The sequence below is a fragment of the Stenotrophomonas sp. 3(2025) genome, from assembly GCF_052665395.1.
This window is the reverse complement of sequence record NZ_JBQOIF010000025.1, coordinates 24,644-48,660: the sequence shown is the minus strand read 5'-3', so window position 1 is coordinate 48,660 and position 24,017 is coordinate 24,644. Positions and strand designations below refer to the sequence as shown.

Here is a 24,017-nt window from a genome sequence, read left to right as displayed (position 1 = left end):
GATCGACTATCTCGAATTGAAACCGAAAAGCATCCACGCGTGGCGTGGATCAACGTGTCGACCAAGGTCGACACCTGCCAACAGCAGCGGAGATCTGTCAGAGGTGGGGCGGTGTCGGAGTGCGGGGTGTCCGCGGCATGGATGCCGCGGCCAAGCCTACACGGACGTACTTGCGGCGTCCCCGCACTCCGACACCGCCCCGCCACCCCACGGAAAGCCCGCTGTTGCTGTTGCTGTTGAGGTTGCCGGCCAGCGGCCGGCACTACAGCAGGTGCAGGGCGCAGCCCTGCCGACCCACCTACCTTCGCGGCAGGTAGGTCACCAGTGACAGGTCATGCCGGCTCTCCGGCACCAGCGCCACGTACTGCAGGTCCAACAGCCCGCGCGTGGGATGGTTCAGCGTCTTCGCACCTTCGTCGAAACGACGCACATCGTGCTCGGGCCACCACTGGCGGAACTGCTCGCTGTGCGCGCCGATGTCCTCGGCCAGTGCCAGGAACGGCACCTTGTCCGGCGCCTGCGCCATCGCCGCGCGGAAGCCGGCCAGCAGCCCGCGGGTCATTTCTTCCCAGTTGAGGATCAACGTGCGGTACGGCGGATACAGGAACATCAGCCGCAGCGTGTTGCGTTCGTGCGGCGCCAGTTGACCGTAGTCGACGAACAGATCGGCGATGGCCGGGTTCCAGGCCAGGATGTCGAATCGGGTATTGCGCACGTAGGCCGGGATCGGCTGCATCGCCGCCACCAGCTGGCGCAGGCCGTCGGTCACCGTCTCATCGGGCGATTCCAGCGGCACGCCATGGCCGGACAGCGCGAACGCGTAGGCGCGTTCGTCGTCGCTCAATCGCAGTACCTGCGCCAGGCGCTCCAGCACCTCGGGCGAGGCGCGCACTTCGCGGCCCTGCTCGATCCAGGTGTACCAGCTGACACTGACCCCGATCGCCAGCGCGACTTCCTCGCGCTTCAGGCCCGGCGTGCGTCGGCGGCCGGCTGGCAGCCCCAGCGTTGCTGGATCGACCCGCGCACGGCAGGCCTTGAGAAAGCCTCCCAGTTCCTTGCGTTCGGCTTCACTGCGCATCATCGCCCTGCCCTGCAGGTTTCAACGGCGTTGCGGGACGCCGAAGACGTCCCGCAACGCAGGGCCCGGGCAGCGGACGGTACCGCTGTCGCCGGGCACGCATCAGGCATCGATGCGCTTGGAGCCGACCGCCAGGCCGGCCTTCAGGCTGGCCTCGACGAACTCGTCCAGGTCACCGTCGAGCACCTTCTGCGTATCCGAACGCTCGATGCCGGTGCGCAGGTCCTTGATACGGCTCTGGTCGAGCACGTAGTTGCGGATCTGGCTGCCCCAGCCGATATCGGACTTGGTGGCTTCCACCGCATCACGCTCGGCGTTGCGCTTCTGGATCTCCAGCTCGTACAGCTTGGCGGCCAGCATCTTCATCGCGTTGTCGCGGTTCTGGTGCTGGCTGCGGCCGGTCTGGCAGGCCACGACCGTGTTGGTCGGGATGTGGGTGATGCGCACCGCCGACTCGGTCTTGTTGACGTGCTGACCACCGGCACCGGACGAGCGGTACACGTCGGTACGCAGGTCGGCCGGGTTGATGTCGATTTCGATGTTGTTGTCCACTTCCGGCGACACGAACACCGAGGTGAAGCTGGTATGGCGGCGGTTGTCCGAGTCGAACGGCGACTTGCGCACCAGGCGGTGCACGCCGGTCTCGGTCTTCAGCCAGCCGTAGGCGTAGTCGCCTTCCACGCGCAGCGTAGCCGACTTGATGCCCGCGACGTCGCCACCGGACACTTCCATCAGCTCGGTCTTCCAGCCACGCGATTCACACCAGCGCAGGTACATGCGCAGCAGGATCTCGGCCCAGTCCTGGGCTTCGGTACCACCGGCACCAGCCTGGATGTCGACGAACGCCGGAGCGTTGTCCATCTGCCCGGAGAACATGCGCTGGAACTCCAGCTTCTCCACGTGCGCCTGGTGCTTGTCCAGGTCGGCCACCACGGCCAGCGCGGTGTCCTCGTCCTGCTCGGACTCGGCCAGCTCCAGCAGTTCGGTGGCGTCGCTCAGGCCTTCCAGCACCGCGGCGATGCCGCCCACGGTCTTTTCCAGGGTCGAGCGCTCGCGCCCCAGGTTCTGGGCGTACTCGGCGTTGTTCCAGACGTCGGGGCTTTCCAGCTCCCGCGTTACTTCCTCAAGACGCTCTTTCTTGGCGTCGTAGTCAAAGATACCCCCGGAGCGACAACACGCGATCGGTCAGATCGGCGATGCGCTGGCGGACAGGATTCAGTTCGATCATGTCGGCGGTTATGCATTCAAAAGATGACTGTAAATGATACCGCAGGCCGGGGTGAACCGGCGCAGAAGCCGGTCCCGCCCTGCCACGCCCCTACCCGCCCAAGGCCTGGCGCAGCAGCGGCAGCTGCCGCCGGCTGCAGGGCACCTTGGCCCCATCGGCCATGTGCAGCAAGGCCTCGCCCCCATCCAGCGGCTCGATCGAGCGCAGCTGATCACGGTTGACCAGCCAGCTGCGGTGGCTGCGCAGGAACAGGACCGGGTCCAGCCGCGCCTCCAGCACTGCCATGGTGATCCGCAGCGGGTAGTCATGCCCGCGCACCCGCAGGTTCACATAGTTGCCGGCGGCCTGGGCGTACTCGACGTCGGCCGTGGCCACCAGGAACTCCTTGCCCAGCTTGCGCACCAGGAAGTGGTCGGGGCGATCAACCGGCTCCACCGGTGGGCCCTCGTCGGGTGCGGCCAGCAGGGTCGCTTCACCCTGGCGGCGGCGGCCGAACCAGGCCAGGGCATGGACTGCCGAGACCAGCAGCGCATAGGTCTGGATGTCCTTGAAGAATTCATAGAACCATTGCGCCGGCCAGTCTCCGAACGTGTAGTGGCCGCCAAGCAGGGCGTGCGCGCCCTTGCGCAGCAGCACCATCCCGCTCACGTGCAGCAGCCACCACGCGACCGCACCCAGCAGGTACGGCATCAGTCGCTGCCGCCAGGTGTCAGCGTGCAGCGGCCAACGCGAGGCGGCGCGGATCAACAACGCCAGCAGCAGCAAGGACACCAGCGCACTGCTGAACTCGTCGATCGTGGCCGCCATCCATTGGGAGGGCAGCCCATCGCGCGCCGCCATCATGGCCTTGGCCAGCACATTGGCCGCCGCCGTCCCCAGGAACAGTACGACCCAGAACACGGCTGCCTGCCGCCCTTGCCTGCCGTTGCCCATCGATTCGCCACGCACGTCCGGGTCCTGCTGGTTGTAGTCATCCATCACTGGATTATCGCCAACCACAGCCCCGCTGACGTACGCCATTCGTCCCCCCGCCCCGCCATTGGGCCCTGCAGGGCATCCAACCGCCCCTTCCTGCTGGCGACAGCCCACAAGGATTTCCACTCTGCGAGGACGCCAACACGGATACCGCCATGACCCGCCGCCACGACCTCGACACCCTGCGTATCGGTGCCTTCGGGCTGTTGATCCTCTACCACGTGGCCATGGCCTACGTGGCCGGATGGGACTTCCACCTCAAGAGCGTCCACACCGCGGAGTGGCTGCAATGGCCGATGATCGCGCTGAATCGTTGGCGCATGCCGCTGCTGTTTGCCATCTCCGGCATCGCGCTGGGCCTGTGCCTGCCCGCGCAGGGCCGTTGGCGGTTCGCGTTGCGGCGCGGCGGGCGGCTGTTGTTGCCACTGTTGTTCGGCATCGTCGCGGTCGTTTCGCTGCAGGCCTACTGTGAAGCGGTGGACAAGGGCGACGTCACGCCAGGGCTCGGCGCATTCCTGTGGCGCTACTGGCAGTTCCGGCCGTGGCCGGGCGCCAGCTTCACCGGTGCCGCCTATGGCTTCACCTGGAACCACCTGTGGTACCTGGCCTATCTGATCCCTTACACGCTGCTGGCGATCCTGTTGGCCAGCCTAGTGCGGCCGCTGCGCCACCGACTGCCGGGCCTGCCTACGGGCGACCGCCGGGTGGCCACGCTGTGCCTGCTGCTGCCGGTGCTGTGGCTGGCATGGGCGCTGCTGGTGATCCTGCCCGCCCACCCGCCAACCCATGCGCTGGTCGATGACCTGTACGTCCACGCCGAATCGCTGCCCCTGTTCCTCGGCGGCTTCCTCGCCGCGCGCTGGCAGCGTGGCTGGGATCTGCTGGTGCGCGGCCGTCGGTTGACCCTGGTGCTGGCCGTTGTCGGGCTGACTGTCGAACTGGGCATCCGCGCGTTGGGGCGGATGCCCGACCTCGGCGATCTGCCGCAGTGGGTGCTGGCGCTGCCGTGGGCGCAGACCGAGCGCGTTGGCCGAGCGCTGTACACCTGGTGTTCCCTGCTGGCGCTCTTCGGCTGGGCGCAGGTCCTGCTGGCGCGGCCATGGCGTGGCCTGGGCTACTGCCGCGAGGCGGTGTTCAGCTGGTACATCCTGCACCAGACCGTGCTGATCGTGCTGTTGTACTGGTTGCGGCCCTTGCAGCTGGGTGCATGGCTGGAGCCGGCGCTGGTGATTGTCGGCACCGTCGCCGGCTGCCTGCTGATCCACGAACTGCTGGTGCGCCGTGTGCGCTGGCTGCGGCCGCTGTTCGGGTTGCGTGCTGATCGCAACGACGCAGTGAGCATCACGCAGGACCACAGCGCCGGCCGCCGGGCATGGCCCGGCGCTACCGCACCTCGAACTCGCCGACCAGCACCGTCTCGGCACGATCCTTCAGCCGCATCGTGACCATCTGGTCCTTCTGCTTCGGCGTGCCCCAATGGGTGGTCAGGCGCAGCATCAGCGTCGTCGCACCGGTCACCAGCTGCTGGCGGCTGCCGAAGTAGTTCGCCTCCACCTTGTACTTGCCCGGCTTGGCGTTGCGCAGCGAGAACTGTTCCGGACCATAGCCACCGGTGAAGTCCTGCGACATCTGCCCACCCTGGTAGGTCAGGCGGTTGCCGTAGTACGCACGCTCGCCGTTCGGGTCGGTGACCCACAGATCCATGTCGCTGTTGTCGGCATCCCAGGCCAGCACCACGCGCAGGTCCAGTGGCATCGCCTGCAGCAGGCGCGGGTCGATGCCGGTGGTATCCAGGCGCGGCTTGCTGCCGGCCACCAGGGTGGTCAGTTCATCCAGGGCGATCAGCGCGATGCCGTCGAAACGACCATCCCACGGCCGCACGACCACCTGGTACAGCGGCGCCAGCGCCTGCTGCGGCTTGCCGGCTGCGGCCAGCGCCAGGCCAAGATCACGGAAGCTCTGCGGTTCCTCCTGGCCCATCGCCAGCACCTGCTCGAACACCGGCACCGCCAGTGCGGGTGCATCGGCCTGCAGCAGGCGATAGCCGAGAACGCGCAGCAGATGGCGGTTGTCCAGCTCCATCTCGGCCAGGTTGGACAGCACGCGCAGGGCAAGATCGCGCTGCCCCTGTTCGATCAACAGATCGGCCACGTCGAGGAAGAACGCGCTGCTGCTGGCATTCGCAGCGCGCTCGGCCAGATAGCGGTCGTACAGCTGCGACGACGGCCCCTGGCGCAGGCGGCGGGCAACCGGCGAATCCGATTGCCAGGCAGCCAACCTGATGCCCAGCTGTCCGTCATTGGCGGCGGCCGGTGCATTGGACGCCGTGGCCTTGATGGCAACGGCATCCATCGCGGCCTCCAGGCCCGCAGGTGCCTGCCGCGGCGGCGATCGACGGGCGCGCGCGCTGCTGGACTCCGCCCGCTGCTCGGCAGCAACGGCCATCGGTGCTGGCGCGGGAGGAGGCGCGGCGAGCATCGCCACCGGGGCAGCCGCGTACGCGTCCTGACCGACCACTTCCAGCGACTTCGCCTGCACGCGCATGCCCTTCGGCCAACGGCGGCTCCACCATTGCTGGCGCTGCTGCCACTGCGCCACCACCTTGTCCAGGCGCTGACGGTCGGCGGCATCGCGATCTGCAACCTGGCGTGCGAAGCGCTGGTCGTACTGGGCGCGCAAGGCACCTGCGGGGCGGATCGTGTAGCGCAGGTAGTCGTCCAGCGTTTCCAGCACGATCAGTGAAGTGTCCGGGCCCACCAGGCTGAACTGCTGCGACAGACGCTGCATCGCCTCGCGATTGCCGCGCAGATCGGTCGACAACTGCTGCAGGCGCGCCTGTGCCCACAGGCCGGCCAGCAGATCGCCATCGGCGCTGCTGGAGCTCTCCGGCAGTGCCTGCCATTGCCCACCGGCAATGCGCACCCGCATCGGCACACCTTCGGCCGCCAACCGCGCATGCAACCACAGCCAGCCCTGGGCCTGGCTGCGGCGGTCGACCACCACGTCCTGCACGCCACGGCCGGCATCGATCTGGACATCCAGCGGCATTGACAGCAGCTCCCGTGCAGCGGCATCGATATCGCTGCCGAGCGCCACGAAACTGCCCGCATGCGCCTCGCTCCAACCGCGCAGGCGGGCGGCATCGGTGCGTGCGCCGGCACTGCTGACCGCAAACAGGCGCTGATCGGCAGCCAACGCCGGCAGTGCTTCCGGCCCATAGGTCAGCAGGCCGTCGCTGACCATCAGGTACTCCTTCACCGAGGGCTGCGGCTGCCACTGCGCCAGCGCGCTGGCACCATCCGGCTGCACCGCCATCAACGCGCGCCGCAGTTCACTCCAGTCACCGCTGCGGATACGGAAATGACGCACGGGCTCGGCGCGATCACGCAGCACGGTCAGCGCGACGTTGCCCTCGCCCATCACAGCGAAGTAGCGATCCAGCAGGGCGAACTCGCGGGTACGGTCGCGCTGGCCTGCGGAGCCCGAGCCGTCCCACAGCAGGCCCACCTCCGATGGCACACGGCGCGGCGCGGCCGACGTCGGCACCGGCAGCTGCGCCAACAGGTAGTGACCGTCCTGCCAGCGCGCAACCTGCACCTGTGCCTTGCGCTCGGCCGGCAGCGTCCATTGCAGCTGGGCCGGCAACTGCGCGCCACGTCCTTGCCAGTGCAGGCGGCCATCGGCGATGCGGAACGGCGCGCTTCCTGCCTCAGCCCCCTTCGGTGCCCGCACGTCCAGTTCGACGGCTGCGGCGCCGGCGACGAACTGCAGCGGCAGTGTCCAACGCCAGCCCTGCCCGGCATATGCCAGCGGCTCGCGTACGACCAACTGTACGCGGCGGCCGCCGCCGGCCGGCAGTGGATACACGCGCAGCCGGAACTGGTTGCCGGCGGTCTGCTCCAGCAGGCCCGGATCGACGCCACGCCGGGCGATCTCCTCGAACACCTGACGACCGCGGTCCTTGGGCACCGGTACTGCCTCGCGCAACTCGCCGTTGATGTCCAGGGCGAAACCGGTGATCTGCTGGCCCTCGGCCAGCGGGAACTGCAGCTCGCCTTCCAGCACGCGCTGGTTGGGGTTGTGGAACTCCAGGGTGATACGGGTCTGGGCGATACCGGCCTGGACCTCGCCTTCGATGCGCGCCTGCCGCAGCTGCACGGGCTGTTCCGCCGCGGGTGCAATCAGCAACGGTGTGGACGTCATCGGCGGTGCCGGACGCCGCGACGCCTGGGGCAGTGCCGGCCAGCTTGCCAGGGCCAACAGCAGTACGGTGCAGCAACGGGCGAAGACCATGACAGGACTCCAGTGGGATCGTGACTGCTTGAACGCACCAACCGGGTGGACGGGGTTAACGTGATTCGATGCTGGTTCTTCGCTGCCCCTGGGCGCACCATGTGCGACTTCCCGATCCCGTGCAAGGATGCCCATGCGTTCTCCCCTGCTTCCCACCCTGCTTCCCACCCTGCTTCCCACCCTGCTGGCCCTGTGCTGGCCGTTGGCCGCCAGCGCCGTCGATGCGCCTGCAGGCCTCTATTTCCAGCATCACGACTGGGTCGTGGCCTGCGACAACACGCGTACGTGCCGCGCGGCCGGCTACGCCAGTGGCGATGACAGCACCCTGAGCGTGCTGCTGACCCGGGCGGGCGGCCCCAATCAGGCCATCAGCGGTCGGATGTCGTTGCAGCCGATCGATGACCAGCCGCAGCCCAAGGGCGCGCTGCACCTGCGCATCCAGCAGCGTGACCTCGGTGTGCTGGCGCCGGCCACGGAGCCGGGTGTCCACGTGCTCAGCGCGGCACAGACCAGCGCAGTGCTGTCCGCGCTGGTGCGCGATGGTGGCATCGCGGTTGTCGATGCCGCCGGCCACGCGTGGCCGCTGTCGGACAAGGGCGCAGCGGCTGTGCTGTTGAAGACCGATGAGTTCCAGGGCCGTGTCGGCACGCCGGGCGCGGTGATGCGCAAGGGTGCCGCCGCCGAAAGCAGCGTGCCTGCCGCCGTTGCCAAACCCGTGGTGCGCAAGGCACCGACGCTGTCGACGCCACCGGACGACCCGGCGTTTTCCAAGCTGGCTGCCTCGCCGGCGCTGCGTGCGGCGCTGCGCGCCACTCTGGAAGAACCCAGCTGCGAAGGCCTGCTCGACACCGACCCGGATCTTTCGATCAGCAATTCACCACTGCAGATCCAGCGCCTGGACGCCAAGCATCTGCTGGTCAACGTCCCCTGCTGGCGCGCGGCCTACAACTCCGGTGATGGTTACTGGGTCATCGGTGAGAAAGCGCCCTACCAGCCGCAGTGGGTGACCAGCGACGCGATCGACTACGGCGACGGGCAGATCGTCGCCTCGCACAAGGGCCGCGGCCTGGCTGACTGCGTGTCGGATGAAACGTGGACCTGGGATGGCACCCGCTTCGTCGCGACCTCGGCGATCAGTGGTGGCCTGTGCCGCGGCGTTCCCGGGGGTACCTGGGAATTGCCGACGCGGGTGACCGAGGTCCGCTGACCCTTTCGAAGCGGTAGCGACGGGCCATGCCCGGCATGGACTACGCCGGCAGGCAGTGCTCGACGATCAGCTGGATGGCGGCGCCACCACGGTAGTCGTCGCAAGCCAGGCGATAGGCCAAATGAACATGCTTGCCTGGCGCATTGCCGTGCCAGCCACCGAAGTGGATCGCATTGATCGTGCCCGGAACGCCGGGCAGGCGCAGTTCCAGCTTCAGGTGGCGCTCCTTCAGCACGCGCCAGTTGGCCACTTCGAAGTGGCCATCGAACAGCGGCTCGGGAAAGCCCTGCCCCCATGGACCCGCCAAACGCAGCGCATCGGCATGGCGATGATCGAGTTCATCCGCGGCCAGTTCGCCGTCGCTGAGCACCTGCTGCTGTAGTGCAGCCGGGTCGAGCATTTCCAGCACGATGGCGACGAACGCGGCTTCGAAGGTGGCCAGATGATCCAGACGCATGCTCAACCCGGCGGCCATCGCGTGACCGCCGAAGCGCTCGATCAAGCCGGGATGGCGTGCATCGACCAGCGCCAGCGCATCACGGATATGCAGTCCGGCGATCGAACGCGCTGAACCGCGCAGGGTGTCGGCGCCCGGCTCGGCCGGCGCGAACGCGATCACCGGCCGATGCAGGCGATCCTTCATCTTTGAAGCAACCAGGCCAACCACGCCGGGGTGCCAATCAGCATCGAACAGGCAGGCCGCCACCGGACGCTGCCCTGCGGTATCGAGCACCACCCGCGACAGCGCGTGTTCGGCGTCATCGGTCATCGACTGCTGGACCGCACGCCGCTCGGCGTTGATCTGTTCCAGCGTCTGCGCGATGTCGCGGGCCTGCCGCGGATCTTCGGTGAGCAGCAGGGCAATGCCCAATGCCATGTCTTCCAACCGACCGGCCGCATTCAAGCGCGGGCCAAGCCCGAAGCCGATGTCGGTGGCGGTCAGGCGTGCGGCGTCGCGACCACTGGCTTCGATCAGTGCCTTCAGGCCGACGCAGCCTTGGCCATTGCGCAGCCGGCGCAATCCCGCGCTGACCAGGGCGCGATTGTTGGCATCGAGCACCACCAGGTCGGCCACGGTACCCACCGCCACCAGGTCCAGCAGCGTGGTCAGGTCCGGCCCTTTGCCATCGGCAAATACCCCCGCTTCGCGCATCTGCCGGCGCAGCGCCATCAGCACGTAGAAGATCACGCCGACACCGGCCAGCGCCTTGCTGGGGAAGGCGTCGCCGTCGAGGTTGGGGTCGACGATGACATCGGCCGGTGGCAGCTGTGGACCGGGCAGATGGTGATCGGTCACCAGCACCTGCCAGCCACGCGCCTTGGCCGCGGTCACGCCGGCATGGCAGGCAATGCCGTGGTCGACGGTGACCAGCAGATCCGGCTGCAGCGCAGCCAGCTCGTCCACCAGTGACGGCGACAGACCATAGCCGTGCACCATGCGGTTGGGCACTGCGTGGAAGACATGTTGCGCGCCCAGCATGCGCAGCCCACGCACACCGACCGCGCAGGCGGTGGCGCCGTCGCAGTCGAAATCACCGACTACCAGGATGCGTTTGTCGGCGGCGATGGCTTGCACCAGCAGGTCCACTGCCGCGTCGATGCCGGTCAGCAGTTCCGGCGCATGCAGGTTGCCGAGCTTGGGCAGGGCCAGCTCCGGCGTGTGCGCACCACGTGCGGCATACAGGCGGGCCAGCAGCGGCAGCGTGCCCTCCGGCCAGCTACCGGGCACGACCGCATCGCGACGGCGGATCATCGGCGTATCGGAAGACGGCAGCACAGCATCGGCGGCAAGGGACATCGGCATCGCCGGGTTGCGGAAGACCCGCGCATGATACCCCGCTCGGCTCGCCAGGCTCTTCCGGGCTTGGCGCAGGCGTGGCGATCGCCCATGCTTGTTCGCTTCTGAAACGGAATTCGCCATGTACCGCCTGCTGTCCGTACTGCTTGCCAGCCTCCTGCTGCCACTTGCTTCCCAGGCCGCAAACACGCCGCCAACCCCCGGTATCGAGTTCGTACACCACGACTGGTTTCTGGCCTGCGACAACACCGGCACCTGCCGTGCAGCCGGCTACAGCCCTGAAAAGGCGAACAGCCTGCTGGGCCTGATGCTGGAACGTGCCGGCGGCCCCGGCACGGCAGTGAAGGCACGGCTGCGGGTCGGTGAGGATGGCGAAAGTGCAGTGCCTGAAGGTTCAATGCGCCTGCACGTGAACGGCCGTGATCTGGGCCCAGTGCAGGACACCGGGGCCGACGAGGCAGTGATGCTGCGGCCGGCGCAGGTAGAAGGCCTGCTGGCCGCCCTGCCCGGCCAGGCCCGTATCGAGGTGATCGACAGCAGGGGCACGCGCTGGCCGATTTCCGATCGTGGTGCCGCCGCGGTGCTGCTGAAAATGGACGAGGTCCAAGGGCGCGTGGGCACGCCCGGTGCGCTGGTACGCCGCGGCACGCGTGCCGAAGCGAGCGTGCCCGCCGCAGTGGCCAAGCCGGTGATCGTGCGCGGTGTGCTGGCGGCCGGCCGCCCTGGCGATAGCGAGCTGGGCAGCAGCGAAGCGCTGCGCGACGCGCTGATTGCCACCCTCGGCGACAACGACGACTGTCCGCGCCTGATCGAGTACAAGGGAACACCGGAAATGGTGATCGAGCGGTTGGATGACCGCCATGTGCTGGTGCAGGCGTTGTGCCAGATGGGTGCCTACAACTACAGCAATGGCTTCTGGATCGCGCGCGATCAGCCGCCGTTCGCACCTGAGACAGTCACGTTGGAGGCAGAAGGCTTCTCGCACTCCGATCGCATGGTGTACGCGCGCTACAAGGGCCGCGGCATCGGCGACTGCGTTTCCGGCTGGGACTGGGCCTGGGATGGCCGCAGATTCCAGCCAAGCAGTGCGTTCAGTACCGGTCTGTGTCGTGGCGTGGCGGGCGGACACTGGACGCTGCCGACGCTGGTCAGCACGGTCCGCTGACCCGGAAAGCCTGGAACATGACTACGCTTCGATTTCCTCTACTGGCGCTGGCGTCACTGACGCTGGCACCTGTCAGCTTCGCCGGCACGCCTGCGCAGTTCACGTTCCTTCAACAGAACGGGCACCTGGCATGCGATAACACAGGCACCTGCCGGATGGTGGCGTTCGGCCCACCGGCCGCGTTGATGCTGGGCGTGCTCATCGAGCGTGCCGCTGGACCAGACACCCCCGTGGCGGCGCGATTGTCGCTGGCTGATGGCAGTGACGGCGCGCCCCGCAGCCCGCGGGTGCATCCAGAGGGCCGGCTGCGGCTGCATGTGGATGGCGCAGACCTGGGTGATATCGGCCCGGTGGATGCGCTTGAGGCCGGCCTGGCTCTGGCACCACCACATGCACAGGCGCTGCTGGATGCACTGGGGCGCGGGCGGCCGGTCAGGATGACCGACACGGCGGGCCAGGCATGGCCATTGGCAGAGCGCGGTAATGCCGCACTGCTGCTGAAGATGGACGAGGTACAGGGCCGCTTGCACACCCCCAGGGCGTTGGTAGGCAAGGGTTTGCGGCCGGAATCGCAGGTGCCGGTCGCACGGCTGGCACCTCGCCTGGTGCCGCCACCACTGCTGGTTGAAGCCCACGACGAGGATGCCGCGCTGGCCGAACGTGACGATCTACTGCAAGCGCTGTTGCCGCGCGCCGAGGCCGGCGCGGGTTGCGCTGCGGCCTCTTCCCGCCACGTACGCATCGAGCGGATCGATGCAACGCATGTGCTGGCGATGTTGAACTGCACGACCGGCCGCTACATCCGGCCAGCCGGCAGCTGGGTGATCCGCGACCGAACGCCCTTCACGCCCGTGCTGATCACCGCATCGACGCTGTTTCCGCTCTACCCGCATGCCGTGTTCCTTGAAGAAGGCGTTGCAAGCGCTACGGACCGCTGCGGGACAGACAGGCATTGGGCGTGGGATGGAACCCGCCTGGTGCTGGCGGCAACCTTCGTCGGCCGGCACTGCCTGGGCGCCGGTCAGCGCCACTGGCAACTGCCGACCTACGTTACGGAATCACGCTAGCAGCCGCCGGGCATGGCCCGGCGCTACCACCGCCTCAGGCGTCGTGCAGCTGCCGAGGCTTCTTCCAGAACTGCCAGCGCTGGCCGCGATCCAGCTGGAACTGCAGGCCGTCCTCGAAATCCAGCACCAGCCGCTGCAGCTCGCCACGCTTGAGCGCGGCAAGCAGCGGTCGGATCGCGTCGTTGCCCAGCTGCTGCAGCGAGCGCAGCTGGCGCAGGTCGACCAGTGCATCGACCGACTGCTCGCCATCCACCGCGACACCTGCGGCCTGGGCCAGGCCCTGCAGCAGCGCATCGCGGCTGCGCACCTGCGCGTGCGGCGTGGCCACCGATACCGGCATCACGCCACCACCCCAGAACCACAGCGAATTGATCGGCTGCTGGCCCTGCGCGGCGCGCTGCTGGTTCCACGAGTGGGTGTGCAGCAGCACCTGCGCTTCGGTCATCAGTGCGCGCCAGCGGCGGCCCGCCTCGCCCGGCGGCAGGTGCGAGAACAGGTCATCGCCCAGCACCTCGTCGGGGCTGTCGAACTCCGGCAGTTCAGTACCGATGGGCAGGCGCAGGTACCAGCGTGACGGATCGGGTGCATCCAGCACGAACCCTGCATCCGCAAACAGCGGCTGCAGCACGGGCAGCAACGCCAGCGTATCGGCCAGGCCGGGCCGCAGCGTTTCGCCGTGGCCCATCATCCGCGCGCCATGCATGTCCGGCACCATGCAGGCCGGATCGGCACGCAGCCAGCAGGCGCCGGCGGCGTCGCCGACGTCACGCTGGCGGGTCAACGCGGCCACCGGCCAGTGCGGCGCGGCCACCGTGAAGTGGCGCAGCAGCTGCGCGCGTTCACCGGCGTCGCCCTGCGAGGTGGTGGCGCGGCCCAGGGCACGCGCCACGTCATCCGGCAATGCAGCCACCGCAAAGCGGCTGCGTGCCGGCAACAGCAGGGTCGCCGTCGCCACTGATCAGTCCTGGTAGCTGACGCTGACGATTTCGTACTCGCGCTGGCCGGCCGGCGCATCGATAACGATCGAGTCACCTTCCAGCTTGCCGATCATCGCGCGGGCCACCGGCGAGGAAATGGCGATCAGGCCCTGCTTGATGTCCGCTTCCAGGTCGCCAACGATCTGGTACTTCTTCTCTTCGTCGGTTTCCACGTCGGCCAGGGTCACGCTGGCGCCGAACACCACCTTGGAGCCTGCATTGAGCTTGCTCACGTCGATGATCTCGGCGTGCGACAGCTCGCCTTCCAGCTGCTTGATGCGGCCTTCGATGAAGCCCTGTTCCTCGCGCGCTGCGTGGTACTCGGCGTTCTCCTTCAGGTCGCCGTGCTCACGCGCCTCGGCGATCGCGGCGATCACCTTCGGGCGCTTGACCGACTTCAGGTGATCCAGTTCGTCGCGCAGCCGCTGCGCGCCCTTCATCGTGATCGGTGCTCTCATGCGTTCAACTCCTTGTGCAGTTCCTGCAGCGACCAGACCGGGCCGGTACCGCGGAATTCCAGTGAATCCACCAGCGCCTTGGCACCGGCAATGGTGGTCGAATAGGTGACGCGGTGCTGCAGTGCCTCGCGACGGATCGAGAACGAGTCGTTGATCGCGGCACGGCCTTCGGTCGTGTTGACGATATAGACGATCTCGCCGTTCTTGATCGAATCGACGATGTGCGGGCGACCCTCGACCACCTTGTTGATGATCTCGCAGTCCATGCCGTGCTGCTGCAGCCACGCTGCGGTGCCACGGGTGGCAACCAGGCTGTAGCCACGCGCCAGCAGCGCCTTGGCCACCGGCAGCACGCGCTTCTTGTCCGGGTCGCGCACCGACACGAACGCCTTGCCCACCGGCGGCGCCTTGATGCCACCGGCTTCCTGCGCACGCGCGAAGGCGGCGTTGAAGCTGCGGCCCACGCCCATCACCTCACCGGTGGAGCGCATCTCCGGCCCGAGGATCGGATCAACACCCTGGAACTTGGCGAACGGGAAGATCGCTTCCTTCACCGAGTAATAGTCCGGCACGATTTCCTTGGTAGCGCCCTGCTCTTCCAGGGTCTTGCCGGCCATGCAGCGCGCCGCGATCTTGGCCAGCGGCATGCCGGTGGCCTTGGACACGAACGGCACGGTGCGCGAGGCACGCGGGTTCACTTCCAGCAGGAAGATGGTGTCGTTGCCATCCTCATCGGTCTGGATCGCGAACTGGGTGTTCATCAGGCCCACCACATTCAAGGCCTTGGCCAGCTCGACCACCTGGCGACGCAGCTCGGCCTGGGTTTCAGCCGACAGCGAGTACGGCGGCAGCGAGCAGGAGGAGTCGCCCGAGTGCACGCCAGCCTCTTCGATGTGCTCCATCACGCCACCGATCAGGACGTTGCCCTGGGCGTCGGCGATGATGTCCACGTCGCACTCGACGGCGTTGTCGAGGAAGCGGTCCAGCAGCACCGGCGAATCGTTGGACACCTTCACTGCATCACGCACGTAGCGCGCCAGGTCGGATTCGCCATAGACGATTTCCATCGCACGGCCACCCAGCACGTAGCTCGGGCGCACCACCAGCGGGTAGCCGATCTCGCGCGCCAGCAGCAGGGCTTCCTGGTCGTTGCGGGCGATGCGGTTCGGCGGCTGCTTCAGGCCCAGCTGTTCCACCAGCTGCTGGAAGCGCTCGCGGTCTTCGGCCAGGTCGATGGAGTCCGGCGAGGTGCCGATCACCGGCACGCCGTTTGCTTCCAGCGCGCGTGCCAGCTTCAGCGGGGTCTGGCCGCCGTACTGCACGATCACGCCCTTGGGCTGCTCCAGCTCGACGATTTCCAGCACGTCTTCCAAGGTCAGCGGTTCGAAGTACAGGCGGTCGGAGGTGTCGTAGTCGGTCGACACGGTTTCCGGGTTGCAGTTGACCATGATGGTTTCATAGCCATCCTCGCGCAGCGCCAGTGCCGCGTGCACGCAGCAGTAGTCGAACTCGATGCCCTGGCCGATGCGGTTGGGGCCACCGCCGAGGATCATGATCTTGTCGCGGTTGCTCGGTGCCGCCTCGCACTCGTCCTCGTAGGTCGAGTACAGGTAGGCGGTGCTGGTGGAGAACTCGGCGGCACAGGAGTCCACCCGCTTGTACACCGGGCGCACCTTGTGCGCGCGACGCAGCGCACGCACCGCCGCTTCATTGGTGCCGGTCAGCTGGGCCAGGCGGGCATCGGAGAAGCCGGCGCGCTTGAGCTTGCGCAGGCGCGCCGCATCCAGGGCGTCGATGCCATCGGCCGCGACCTGGGTCTCGGCGGCGATGATTTCTTCGATCTGGTCCAGGAACCACGGATCGATATAGGACAGCTTGAAGATGTCCTCCACGCTCATGCCGGCACGGAACGCATCGGCGACGTAGAACAGGCGCTCCGGGCCCGGCGCCTTCAGCTCGCGGCGCAGGGTCTGCAGGTCGTCTTCGTTGGCCAGGTCCAGGCCGGTCGGGTCGAAGCCGACCTTGCCGGTTTCCAGGCCACGCAGGGCCTTCTGCATCGATTCCTGGAAGGTGCGGCCCATCGCCATCACTTCGCCCACCGACTTCATCTGGGTGGTCAGGCGTGCATCGGCAGCCGGGAACTTCTCGAACGCAAAGCGCGGGATCTTGGTGACGACGTAGTCGATGGACGGCTCGAACGAGGCCGGGGTCAGGCCGCCGGTGATTTCGTTCTTCAGTTCGTCCAGGGTGTAGCCCACGGCCAGCTTGGCGGCGACCTTGGCGATCGGGAAGCCGGTGGCCTTGGACGCCAGCGCCGAGGAACGCGACACACGCGGGTTCATCTCGATCACCACCACGCGGCCGGTGTCCGGGTTGATGCCGAACTGCACGTTCGAACCACCGGTATCCACGCCGATCTTGCGCAGCACGGCGATGGAGGCATCGCGCAGGCGCTGGTATTCCTTGTCGGTCAGGGTCTGCGCCGGGGCCACGGTGATCGAGTCACCGGTGTGCACGCCCATCGGGTCCAGGTTCTCGATCGAGCAGACGATGATGCAGTTGTCCGCGGTATCGCGGACCACTTCCATCTCAAATTCCTTCCAGCCCAGCACCGACTCTTCGACCAGCACTTCGGTGGTCGGCGACAGTTCCAGGCCGCGGTTGACGATCTCGATCAGCTCTTCGCGGTTGTAGGCGATACCGCCGCCACTGCCGCCCAGGGTGAAGCTGGGGCGGATGATGGTTGGATAGCCGACGCGGGTCTGGATCTCCAGCGCTTCGTCCAGGGTATGGGCGACGGCAGCGGTCGGGCACTCCAGGCCGATCTCGCTCATCGCCACGCGGAACAGTTCGCGGTCTTCGGCCATGCGGATCGCATCGCGCTTGGCGCCGATCAGCTCGACGTTGTACTTCTCCAGCACGCCGTGGTCGGCCAGGTCCAGCGCGCAGTTCAGCGCGGTCTGGCCACCCATGGTCGGCAGCAGCGCGTCGGGCTTTTCCTTGGCGATGATCTTCTCGACCGTCTGCCAGTTGATCGGCTCGATGTAGACGGCATCGGCCATCTCCGGGTCGGTCATGATCGTGGCCGGATTGCTGTTGACCAGCACCACGCGATAGCCCTCGTCTCGCAGGGCCTTGCAGGCCTGGGCGCCGGAGTAGTCGAACTCACAGGCCTGGCCGATGACGATCGGGCCGGCACCGATGATGAGGATGGTCTTGAGGTCAGTGCGCTTGGGCATTTTCTTCTCTAGGTCAGTACAGCGTGACAAGGGGGAGTGATCGCACGCTGTCGATCAGGAAATCTCTTCGGGTTTCAGCGCAATCCCGCACTGGTCCTGCAATCCCTGGCTCAGTTTCACCGCGTATTCGTCAGGGACGCTCATTGCATCGAAACCCGCATCCAGGCGCTTGAAGGACGTACTGCCGAGAAAGGCGTCGAATCCGGCGGCGTACGCCTCGTCGTTGACGTTGACCGACGCGTCCGCTGCCGACTCCGGGAGCGCTCGGGTGAGGATCAGGTAACCCTTTCCGGACGGTGTGGCCAGGAAGCGCGACCAGTCCGCAACGACCACGTCACCGTCCTCGCCAAGGCTGTTGATCAACGACTGGCGCGCATGAACGTAGAAGAACGACTGGATGGAGGTGCGGGCGCATTGGCGATCGCTTTCGGCCAGCGCTTTGAGCGTTGGCACCTCCTCGACCAGCATCGTCGCCGACGACGCACCGGTCGAGTCCTTCTTCAACGTGTGCAGCAGCGCGTCCATGTCCGCAGCGGACGCCGGCGCAGCCTGTGCCGCACCCGCGGCGCAGCACAGCGACAGCAGCAGAGCGGCGCTGCGCATCAAGCCTTGGCCTCGGCCATCAGGGTCACGAAACGATCGAACAGCGGACCGACGTCATGCGGGCCCGGCGAGGCTTCCGGGTGGCCCTGGAAAGAGAAGGCCGGCACGTCGGTGCGGGCGATGCCCTGGTTGGTGCCGTCGAACAGCGAACGGTGGGTCACCCGCAGGGTGGCCGGCAGGGTCGCTTCATCGACCGCGAAGCCGTGGTTCTGCGAGGTGATCATCACCCGGCCGCTGTCCAGGTCCTGCACCGGGTGGTTAGCACCGTGGTGGCCATGGCCCATCTTGATCGTCTTCGCGCCCGAGGCCAGGCCCAGCAGCTGATGGCCCAGGCAGATGCCGAAGGTCGGGATCTTCACGTCGATGAAGGTCTTGATCGCGGCGATCGCGTAGTCGCACGGTTCCGGGTCACCCGGGCCGTTGGACAGGAACACGCCATCCGGCTTCAGCGCCAGCACTTCAGCGGCCGGGGTCTGCGCCGGCACCACGGTGACCTCACAGCCGCGCTCGGCCAGCATGCGCAGGATGTTGGTCTTCACGCCGAAGTCGTACGCCACGACCTTGTACTGGGCCGGCACGCTGACGAAGGCGTTGGCATCCAGGTCCAGCTGGCCCTCGGTCCAGACGTAGGTCTTGTCAGTACTAACGACCTTGGCCAGATCCATGCCCTTCAGCCCTGGGAACTTGCGGGCCGCTTCCAGCGCCTTTTCCACGTCGATGCCGTCGCCGGCCATCAGCGCGCCGTTCTGGGCACCCTTCTCGCGCAGGATGCGGGTCAGCTTGCGGGTGTCGATGCCGGCGATTGCGACCACGCCACGCTGGATCAGCCAGTCCTGCAGCGACACCTGGCTGCGCCAGCTGCTCGGCCGGCGCGGTACATCGCGCACGATCAGGCCGGCCGACCACACCTTGGACGCTTCATCGTCCTGGTCGGTCATGCCGGTGTTGCCAATGTGCGGATAGGTCAGCGTGACCATCTGCCGGGCGTAGGACGGGTCGGTCAACACTTCCTGGTAGCCGGTCATGGCGGTGTTGAACACCACTTCACCGACGGACAGGCCGGGCGCGCCTACGGATTCGCCCTCGAATACGGTGCCGTCTTCGAGGACGAGGATTGCGGCTTGGGTCACGGAATTCTCACTTTGGCTACCGAGGGGGTGCCGAAGTCACGCCTGCGCTTCACGGAAATCCGGTTGCAAAAAAGCGCGGACGTACGGTCTGGGACCGGTCCGGCTTTCGTGATTCGGCGAGTGCGAATTGTAGCGGTGCCGGGGCGCTCGCGCCAGCGGTTATCGCCATTCATGAACAGGCGATTGCGCATTCATTTCAATCCGGAGGCGTATGCAGGCACCCAAGGGTAGCGCCGGGCCATGCCCGGCGGATCTGCCACCGACGCCGGGCATGGCCCGGCGCTACCGTTTACAGGGGGCCGTCCAGCAGGTCGCGTACCCGGTAGCTGCCAGCCGCCCGGCCCTGCAGCTGGCGAGCGGCAAACAGCGCCCCGCGGGCAAAGATGTCGCGGTTGGTGGCCCGGTGCACCAGCTCGATGCGTTCGCCCAGGCCGGTGAACTGCACCAGATGCTCGCCGACGATGTCTCCGGCGCGCAGGCTGGCGTACTGCGGCTCGGCCCCGCCCCGCTGCGCCGCGGCACCCAGGGTCAACGCCGTGCCCGAGGGAGCATCCTTCTTCTGCGTATGGTGCGATTCGACGATGTCGCAGTTCCAGCCGGCCAGCGCCTGCGCTGCACGCTCCACCAGCTCATCGAGCACCGCCACGCCCAGGCTGAAGTTCGACGCCCACACCAGCGGGATCTTCGCCGCCGCTGCTTCCAGTGCCTGGCGCTGCACACTGGAAATACCGGTGGTGCCCGATACCAGTCCCGCACCGCGCTCCACGCACAGTGCCAGCAGCGCATCGAAGCCCTCGGGCAGGCTGAAGTCGATCGCCACATCGAACACCGGCGCCCCCGGCAACTCGCTGGCCGCGAAGAACGGTACGCCGTCGATCACCCGCTGCGCCGGCGCGCGGCCGGTCACCGCAGCGACGATCTGCAGGGAATCAGGATGTTCGGCGGCCAGCCGCAACAGGGCCTGGCCCATGCGCCCGGAGGCGCCGTGAATAAGCAATCGCAGGGGAGTCTGGTTCATGCACGCAGGCTAGCGGCAGCACGCATGGTCCGGCAAGCACTGTCGCTGCTACGCTGCGTGCCCCTTCAAGCGCTGGCCCGCACCTCATGCACCTTTGCAAACCGCCCGCGCCAAGCGCTGACGCCATCATGCCGCCTGCGCGGATGCAGGGCTGAAACGGTGCGCATTTCCGAAGTCGCCCGCCGTACTGGCGCCAGCGCCAAGGCCATCCGCCTGTACGAGGCACGCGGCCTGCTGCCGCCAGTGCCGCGCCTGAACCGCTATCGCGACTACAGCGAGCAGGACGTGGCCTGGGTGCAGCTGATCCGGCAGGCACTGGGGCTGGGCATCGGCTTGGCCGCCATCACCCGCCTGCAGCGTGGCGACGGCCAGCTGGACTGGCCAGCCGTGCTCACCCTGCTGGAACGTCAGCGCACTGCGATTGCCGCCGAGCGCGAGCGCCTTGCACGCACCGAGATCGAGCTGCTGCAGGTGGCTGACGAGCTGCGGCAATGGCTGCAGCAGGGCGATGGCACCTGCGTGTTGGTTCCTGCCGGCTGCCCTGTCGTTTGACTCTGCCCTTGGGGCATAGCGCAACGTCGGTCGCCTTCCAGCCTCCGAGACTGCCGTGTCCCGTTCCATCCTGATCCTGCTTGGCCATCCCGACCGCGACAGCCTGTGCGGCGCCCTCGCCCAGCGCTACGCGACCGCCGCCCGCAACGCCGGCCACCGCGTGCACATGATCGCCCTGGGTGAACTGCAGTTCGACCCGGTGCTGCGCCACGGTTATCGCCAGATCCAGCCACTGGAAACCGACCTGCAGGATGCAGCAGACGCGATCCAGGCCTGCGACCACCTGGTGCTGGTCTACCCGACGTGGTGGGGCGCGATGCCGGCACTGCTGAAGGGCTTCTTCGATCGTGTGCTGCTGCCGGGCTTCGCCTTCCGCTACCGGCGCGATTCGGTGTGGTGGGACCGGCTGCTGGCGGGGCGCAGCGCGCGGGTCATCACCACGCTGGATACGCCGCCCTGGTACTACCGCTGGATCTACCGCGATCCGGGCATTACCCAGATCCGCGCCACCATCCTTGAGTTCTGCGGCATCCGCCCGGTGCGGGTCAGCCGGCTGGGCCCGGTGCGCAGCAGCACGCCCGGCCAGCGCGAACGCTGGCTTGCCCTGGCTGCGGAGCTGGGTGAGCGCGCACGTTGACGCATCGCGGCGAACCTGTCACCCCACCCTGCCTGCAACGTAGATCCACGCCCTGCGTGGATGTTCAATTCCGACACCGCTGGAGGGCAGCGCTGGGGATGGGTAGATCCACGCCATGCGTGGATGATCAATCTGCAGTGCAGACCAAGGGCCGCACCCACCAGGGCAGGGCCCAGACGCCTCTCTAGTGCTGCTTCGGCGGTGTCGGTCCGCAGCTGTCGCAGCCACCGCACGCCCCGCCACCGCCAGTGGCCGGCGGCGCGATCTTCCGGCCCAGCGCCTGCAGCCAGGCCGCGCGGCCCGGCTTCAGCAGGGCCAGTGCCAGCGCGCCACGCAGCTTGCGCACGGTGCCGGGCGCCTGCTTCTTCAGCACCACCCATGCGCTGACCAGCACGGCCACGGCGATGATCAGGTACTGCACCAGCAGGCCGGCGTCCATCAGCCGCCTCCCAGCGCCACGGTCACCTGGTAGGTGATCAGCGCGGCCACGTACGCTGCGGCGAACAGGTAGAACGCCGCAAAGCCCATCTGCTTCCACGAGTTGGTCTCGCGCTTGATGGTGGCCAGCGTCGAGATGCACATCGGTGCGTAGATGAACCACACCAGCAGGGCCAGGCCGGTAGCCAGCGACCAGCCATCAGCCACCACCGGCGACAGTGCGGAGATCGCCGCATCGTCATCGGCAGCCGACAGCGCATACACCGTCGCCAGCGAGGACACCGCTACTTCGCGCGCGGCCAGACCCGGAATCAGCGCGATGCAGATCTGCCAGTTGAAGCCCAGCGGCGCGAAGATCGCGGTCATCGCGTGGCCGATCTGGCCGGCGTAGCTGTAGTCGATGGCCGGCATCGTCGCGTCGGCGGGCGCGCCCGGGAACGACAGCAGGAACCACAGCAGGATGGTCAGCGCCAGGATGATGCCGCCGACGCGCTTGAGGAAGATCATGCCGCGCTCGTACAGGCCGACGGCGAGGTCGCGCGGATGCGGAATGCGGTACGACGGCAGCTCCAGCATCAGCGGGTGCTCGCTCTTGTCGCGGCGCCACTTCTTCATCACCCACGACATCACCAGCGCGCTGAGGATGCCGGCCACGTACAGGCCGAACAACACCAGGCCCTGCTGGTTGAAGATGCCGATCCTGCCGGCCGGTATGAACGCACCGATCAGCAGCGCATACACCGGCAGCCTTGCCGAGCAGGTCATCAGCGGTGCCACCAGGATCGTGGCCAGGCGGTCACGCGGGTCCTGGATGCTGCGGGTGGCCATGATGCCCGGCACGGCGCAGGCAAAGCTGGACAGCAGCGGGATGAACGACCGCCCCGACAGGCCGGCCGCCGCCATCATGCGGTCCAGCAGGAACGCGGCGCGTGGCAGGTAACCGGATTCCTCCAGCGCCAGGATGAAGGCGAACAGGATCAGGATCTGCGGCAGGAATACCACCACGCCGCCCAGGCCGGCGATGATGCCGTCGGTCAGCAGGCTGGTCAGCGGACCTGCCGGCAGCACGCTGGCGGCCAGTTCACCCAGCCAGGCAAAGCCGGCCTCGATGCCATCCATCAGCGGCGTGGCCCAGGCGAACACCGCCTGGAAGATCAGGAACATCACCACCACCAGCGTGATCAGGCCGAACACCGGATGCAGCAGCCAGCGGTCCAGCGTATCGTCGATCTTCGCCGTCCGTGCCGGCATCCGCACGGCTGCGGCCAGGATCGCGCGCACCTGCGCGTGGTAGTCCGCGCCGCTCTCAACGCCGGCCAGCGGCGCATCCAGGTGCGGCACCATCGCATCCAGGCGTTCCACCAGTGCACGCGCGCCCTGCTTGCGTACCGCCACGGTTTCCACCACCGGCACACCAATCTGGCGCTCCAGCGCGGCCACATCGATCTGGATGCCGCGGCGCTGCGCGGCGTCGACCATGTTCAGGGCGATGATCATCGGCTTGCCCAGCTCGCGCAGTTCCAGGGCGAAGCGCAGGTGCAGGCGCAGGTTGGTGGCGTCGATCACGCACAGAAGGACGTCCGGCGCGGCCTCACCCGGGTAGAACCCCCGGCACAGGTCGCGGGTGATCGCCTCGTCCAGGCTGGCCGGCTGCAGGCTGTAGGCGCCCGGCAGGTCCAGCACGGCGAACTCGCGGCCGGACGGCGCACGCAGGCGGCCTTCCTTGCGCTCAACGGTGACGCCGGTGTAGTTGGCGACCTTCTGCCGGCTGCCGGTCAGCTGGTTGAACAGCGCGGTCTTGCCGCTGTTGGGGTTGCCGACCAGCGCGATGCGCAGCGGGGCGGCGGTTGCGGTGGCGCTCATGCACGTCCCTCCTGGCTGGCCGGGTCGATGACCACGCGCCGGGCCTCACTGATACGCAGCGCGAAACGGGTGAACCCGACCTGCACCAGCAGCGGCTCGCCACCAACCGGGCCTCGCGCCACCAGGCGCACTTCCTCGCCCTTGACGAAGCCCAGCTCGCGCAGGCGCCGGGCGATGGCATCGTTGGCATGCAGGTCCTGCACGGAATCGACCACGGCCGAGGCGTGCAGGGGCAGTTCGGACAGCGTCATCTAGCGTGTTCTCTGCTGGATGTAAATGGTTCTCGATTCT

At 67.5% G+C, this 24,017-nt stretch carries 20 protein-coding genes; 6 read left to right on the top strand and 14 right to left on the bottom strand.

Going from position 1 to position 24,017, the window contains the following annotated elements; translation table 11 throughout:
• Positions 1-298: 298 nt before the first annotated feature.
• The 3 genes from ACUXVE_RS16870 to ACUXVE_RS16860 all read right to left on the bottom strand — a co-directional run bounded on the left by ACUXVE_RS16870 (position 299) and on the right by ACUXVE_RS16860 (position 3,239).
• Positions 299-1,081, bottom strand: coding sequence for a helix-turn-helix transcriptional regulator (locus ACUXVE_RS16870; RefSeq protein WP_445514844.1), 783 nt, complete (start codon positions 1,079-1,081; stop codon positions 299-301).
• A gap of 99 nt (positions 1,082-1,180) precedes the next feature.
• A protein-coding gene (gene prfB / locus ACUXVE_RS16865) for a peptide chain release factor 2 (protein WP_099783880.1) occupies positions 1,181-2,306 on the bottom strand; the annotation gives its coding sequence in 2 pieces (ribosomal slippage) (positions 1,181-2,230 and positions 2,232-2,306; 1,125 coding nt in all).
• A gap of 90 nt (positions 2,307-2,396) precedes the next feature.
• A complete protein-coding gene (locus ACUXVE_RS16860; protein ID WP_445514849.1) occupies positions 2,397-3,239 on the bottom strand; it encodes a LytTR family DNA-binding domain-containing protein in 843 nt (280 codons plus the stop codon).
• A 197-nt stretch (positions 3,240-3,436) separates the two neighbouring features.
• Here ACUXVE_RS16860 and ACUXVE_RS16855 point away from each other — a divergent pair, with 197 nt between their 5' ends.
• Complete coding sequence (locus ACUXVE_RS16855) at positions 3,437-4,726, top strand: acyltransferase family protein (protein WP_445514843.1); 1,290 nt, start codon at positions 3,437-3,439, stop codon at positions 4,724-4,726.
• Here ACUXVE_RS16855 and ACUXVE_RS16850 read toward each other — a convergent pair.
• The gene (locus tag ACUXVE_RS16850) at positions 4,665-7,574 is read right to left on the bottom strand and encodes a VIT domain-containing protein (RefSeq protein ID WP_445514842.1); all 2,910 of its coding nucleotides are present in this window, start codon (positions 7,572-7,574) and stop codon (positions 4,665-4,667) included. The genes ACUXVE_RS16855 and ACUXVE_RS16850 overlap by 62 nt on opposite strands.
• A 133-nt stretch (positions 7,575-7,707) precedes the next feature.
• On the opposite strand from ACUXVE_RS16850, the gene ACUXVE_RS16845 reads away from it, so the two are divergent.
• Positions 7,708-8,781, top strand: coding sequence for a DUF1176 domain-containing protein (locus ACUXVE_RS16845; protein WP_445514841.1), 1,074 nt, complete (start codon positions 7,708-7,710; stop codon positions 8,779-8,781).
• A 40-nt stretch (positions 8,782-8,821) separates the two neighbouring features.
• Here the strand turns inward: ACUXVE_RS16845 and recJ are convergent, their stop codons facing one another.
• Positions 8,822-10,579: a single-stranded-DNA-specific exonuclease RecJ gene (gene recJ, locus ACUXVE_RS16840; RefSeq protein WP_445514840.1), complete on the bottom strand. Its 1,758-nt coding sequence runs from the start codon at positions 10,577-10,579 to the stop codon at positions 8,822-8,824.
• Positions 10,580-10,700: 121 nt separating this feature from the next.
• Here recJ and ACUXVE_RS16835 point away from each other — a divergent pair, with 121 nt between their 5' ends.
• The gene (locus tag ACUXVE_RS16835) at positions 10,701-11,744 is read left to right on the top strand and encodes a DUF1176 domain-containing protein (RefSeq protein WP_222389737.1); all 1,044 of its coding nucleotides are present in this window, start codon (positions 10,701-10,703) and stop codon (positions 11,742-11,744) included.
• 17 nt (positions 11,745-11,761) lie between these two features.
• Complete coding sequence (locus ACUXVE_RS16830; protein WP_222389739.1) at positions 11,762-12,811, top strand: DUF1176 domain-containing protein; 1,050 nt, start codon at positions 11,762-11,764, stop codon at positions 12,809-12,811.
• Positions 12,812-12,845: 34 nt separating this feature from the next.
• On the opposite strand, the gene ACUXVE_RS16825 is transcribed toward ACUXVE_RS16830, so the two are convergent.
• The 6 genes from ACUXVE_RS16825 to dapB form a co-directional block, all read right to left on the bottom strand.
• A complete protein-coding gene (locus tag ACUXVE_RS16825) occupies positions 12,846-13,766 on the bottom strand; it encodes a phosphoglycerate mutase (RefSeq protein ID WP_445514839.1) in 921 nt (306 codons plus the stop codon).
• Positions 13,767-13,769: 3 nt separating this feature from the next.
• Positions 13,770-14,246 carry a transcription elongation factor GreA gene (gene greA / locus ACUXVE_RS16820; RefSeq protein ID WP_049464691.1) on the bottom strand — a complete coding sequence of 159 codons (477 nt, stop codon included), beginning with the start codon at positions 14,244-14,246 and terminating at the stop codon, positions 13,770-13,772.
• Complete coding sequence (gene carB / locus ACUXVE_RS16815; protein WP_222389743.1) at positions 14,243-17,485, bottom strand: carbamoyl-phosphate synthase large subunit; 3,243 nt, start codon at positions 17,483-17,485, stop codon at positions 14,243-14,245. Before carB ends, greA begins: the two co-directional genes overlap by 4 nt.
• A 54-nt stretch (positions 17,486-17,539) precedes the next feature.
• A complete protein-coding gene (locus ACUXVE_RS16810; protein ID WP_445514838.1) occupies positions 17,540-18,091 on the bottom strand; it encodes a hypothetical protein in 552 nt (183 codons plus the stop codon).
• Complete coding sequence (gene carA, locus ACUXVE_RS16805) at positions 18,088-19,218, bottom strand: glutamine-hydrolyzing carbamoyl-phosphate synthase small subunit (protein ID WP_093819617.1); 1,131 nt, start codon at positions 19,216-19,218, stop codon at positions 18,088-18,090. Before carA ends, ACUXVE_RS16810 begins: the two co-directional genes overlap by 4 nt.
• Before the next feature lie 289 nt (positions 19,219-19,507).
• The gene (gene dapB, locus ACUXVE_RS16800) at positions 19,508-20,236 is read right to left on the bottom strand and encodes a 4-hydroxy-tetrahydrodipicolinate reductase (RefSeq protein ID WP_080277594.1); all 729 of its coding nucleotides are present in this window, start codon (positions 20,234-20,236) and stop codon (positions 19,508-19,510) included.
• Positions 20,237-20,395: 159 nt separating this feature from the next.
• Between dapB and ACUXVE_RS16795 the strand changes: the two genes are divergently transcribed.
• Both ACUXVE_RS16795 and ACUXVE_RS16790 read left to right on the top strand, forming a co-directional pair.
• Positions 20,396-20,788, top strand: a complete 393-nt coding sequence (locus tag ACUXVE_RS16795) for a MerR family transcriptional regulator (RefSeq protein WP_445514837.1) — start codon at positions 20,396-20,398, stop codon at positions 20,786-20,788.
• A 55-nt stretch (positions 20,789-20,843) separates the two neighbouring features.
• Entirely contained in the window at positions 20,844-21,425 is a 582-nt protein-coding gene (locus ACUXVE_RS16790) for an NAD(P)H-dependent oxidoreductase (RefSeq protein WP_445514836.1), read from the top strand.
• Positions 21,426-21,609: 184 nt separating this feature from the next.
• On the opposite strand, the gene ACUXVE_RS16785 is transcribed toward ACUXVE_RS16790, so the two are convergent.
• Genes ACUXVE_RS16785 through ACUXVE_RS16775 form a run of 3 tightly spaced genes read right to left on the bottom strand, consistent with a single transcriptional unit; the run spans position 21,610 to position 23,977 of the window.
• Positions 21,610-21,864: a DUF6587 family protein gene (locus ACUXVE_RS16785; RefSeq protein WP_025874739.1), complete on the bottom strand. Its 255-nt coding sequence runs from the start codon at positions 21,862-21,864 to the stop codon at positions 21,610-21,612.
• Complete coding sequence (gene feoB, locus ACUXVE_RS16780; RefSeq protein ID WP_222389749.1) at positions 21,864-23,726, bottom strand: ferrous iron transport protein B; 1,863 nt, start codon at positions 23,724-23,726, stop codon at positions 21,864-21,866. The genes ACUXVE_RS16785 and feoB overlap by 1 nt, the downstream gene beginning before the upstream one ends.
• Positions 23,723-23,977 (bottom strand): FeoA family protein, encoded by a 255-nt coding sequence (locus ACUXVE_RS16775; RefSeq protein WP_025874743.1) that lies wholly within the window; start codon positions 23,975-23,977, stop codon positions 23,723-23,725. The genes feoB and ACUXVE_RS16775 overlap by 4 nt, the downstream gene beginning before the upstream one ends.
• Positions 23,978-24,017 lie beyond the last annotated feature (40 nt).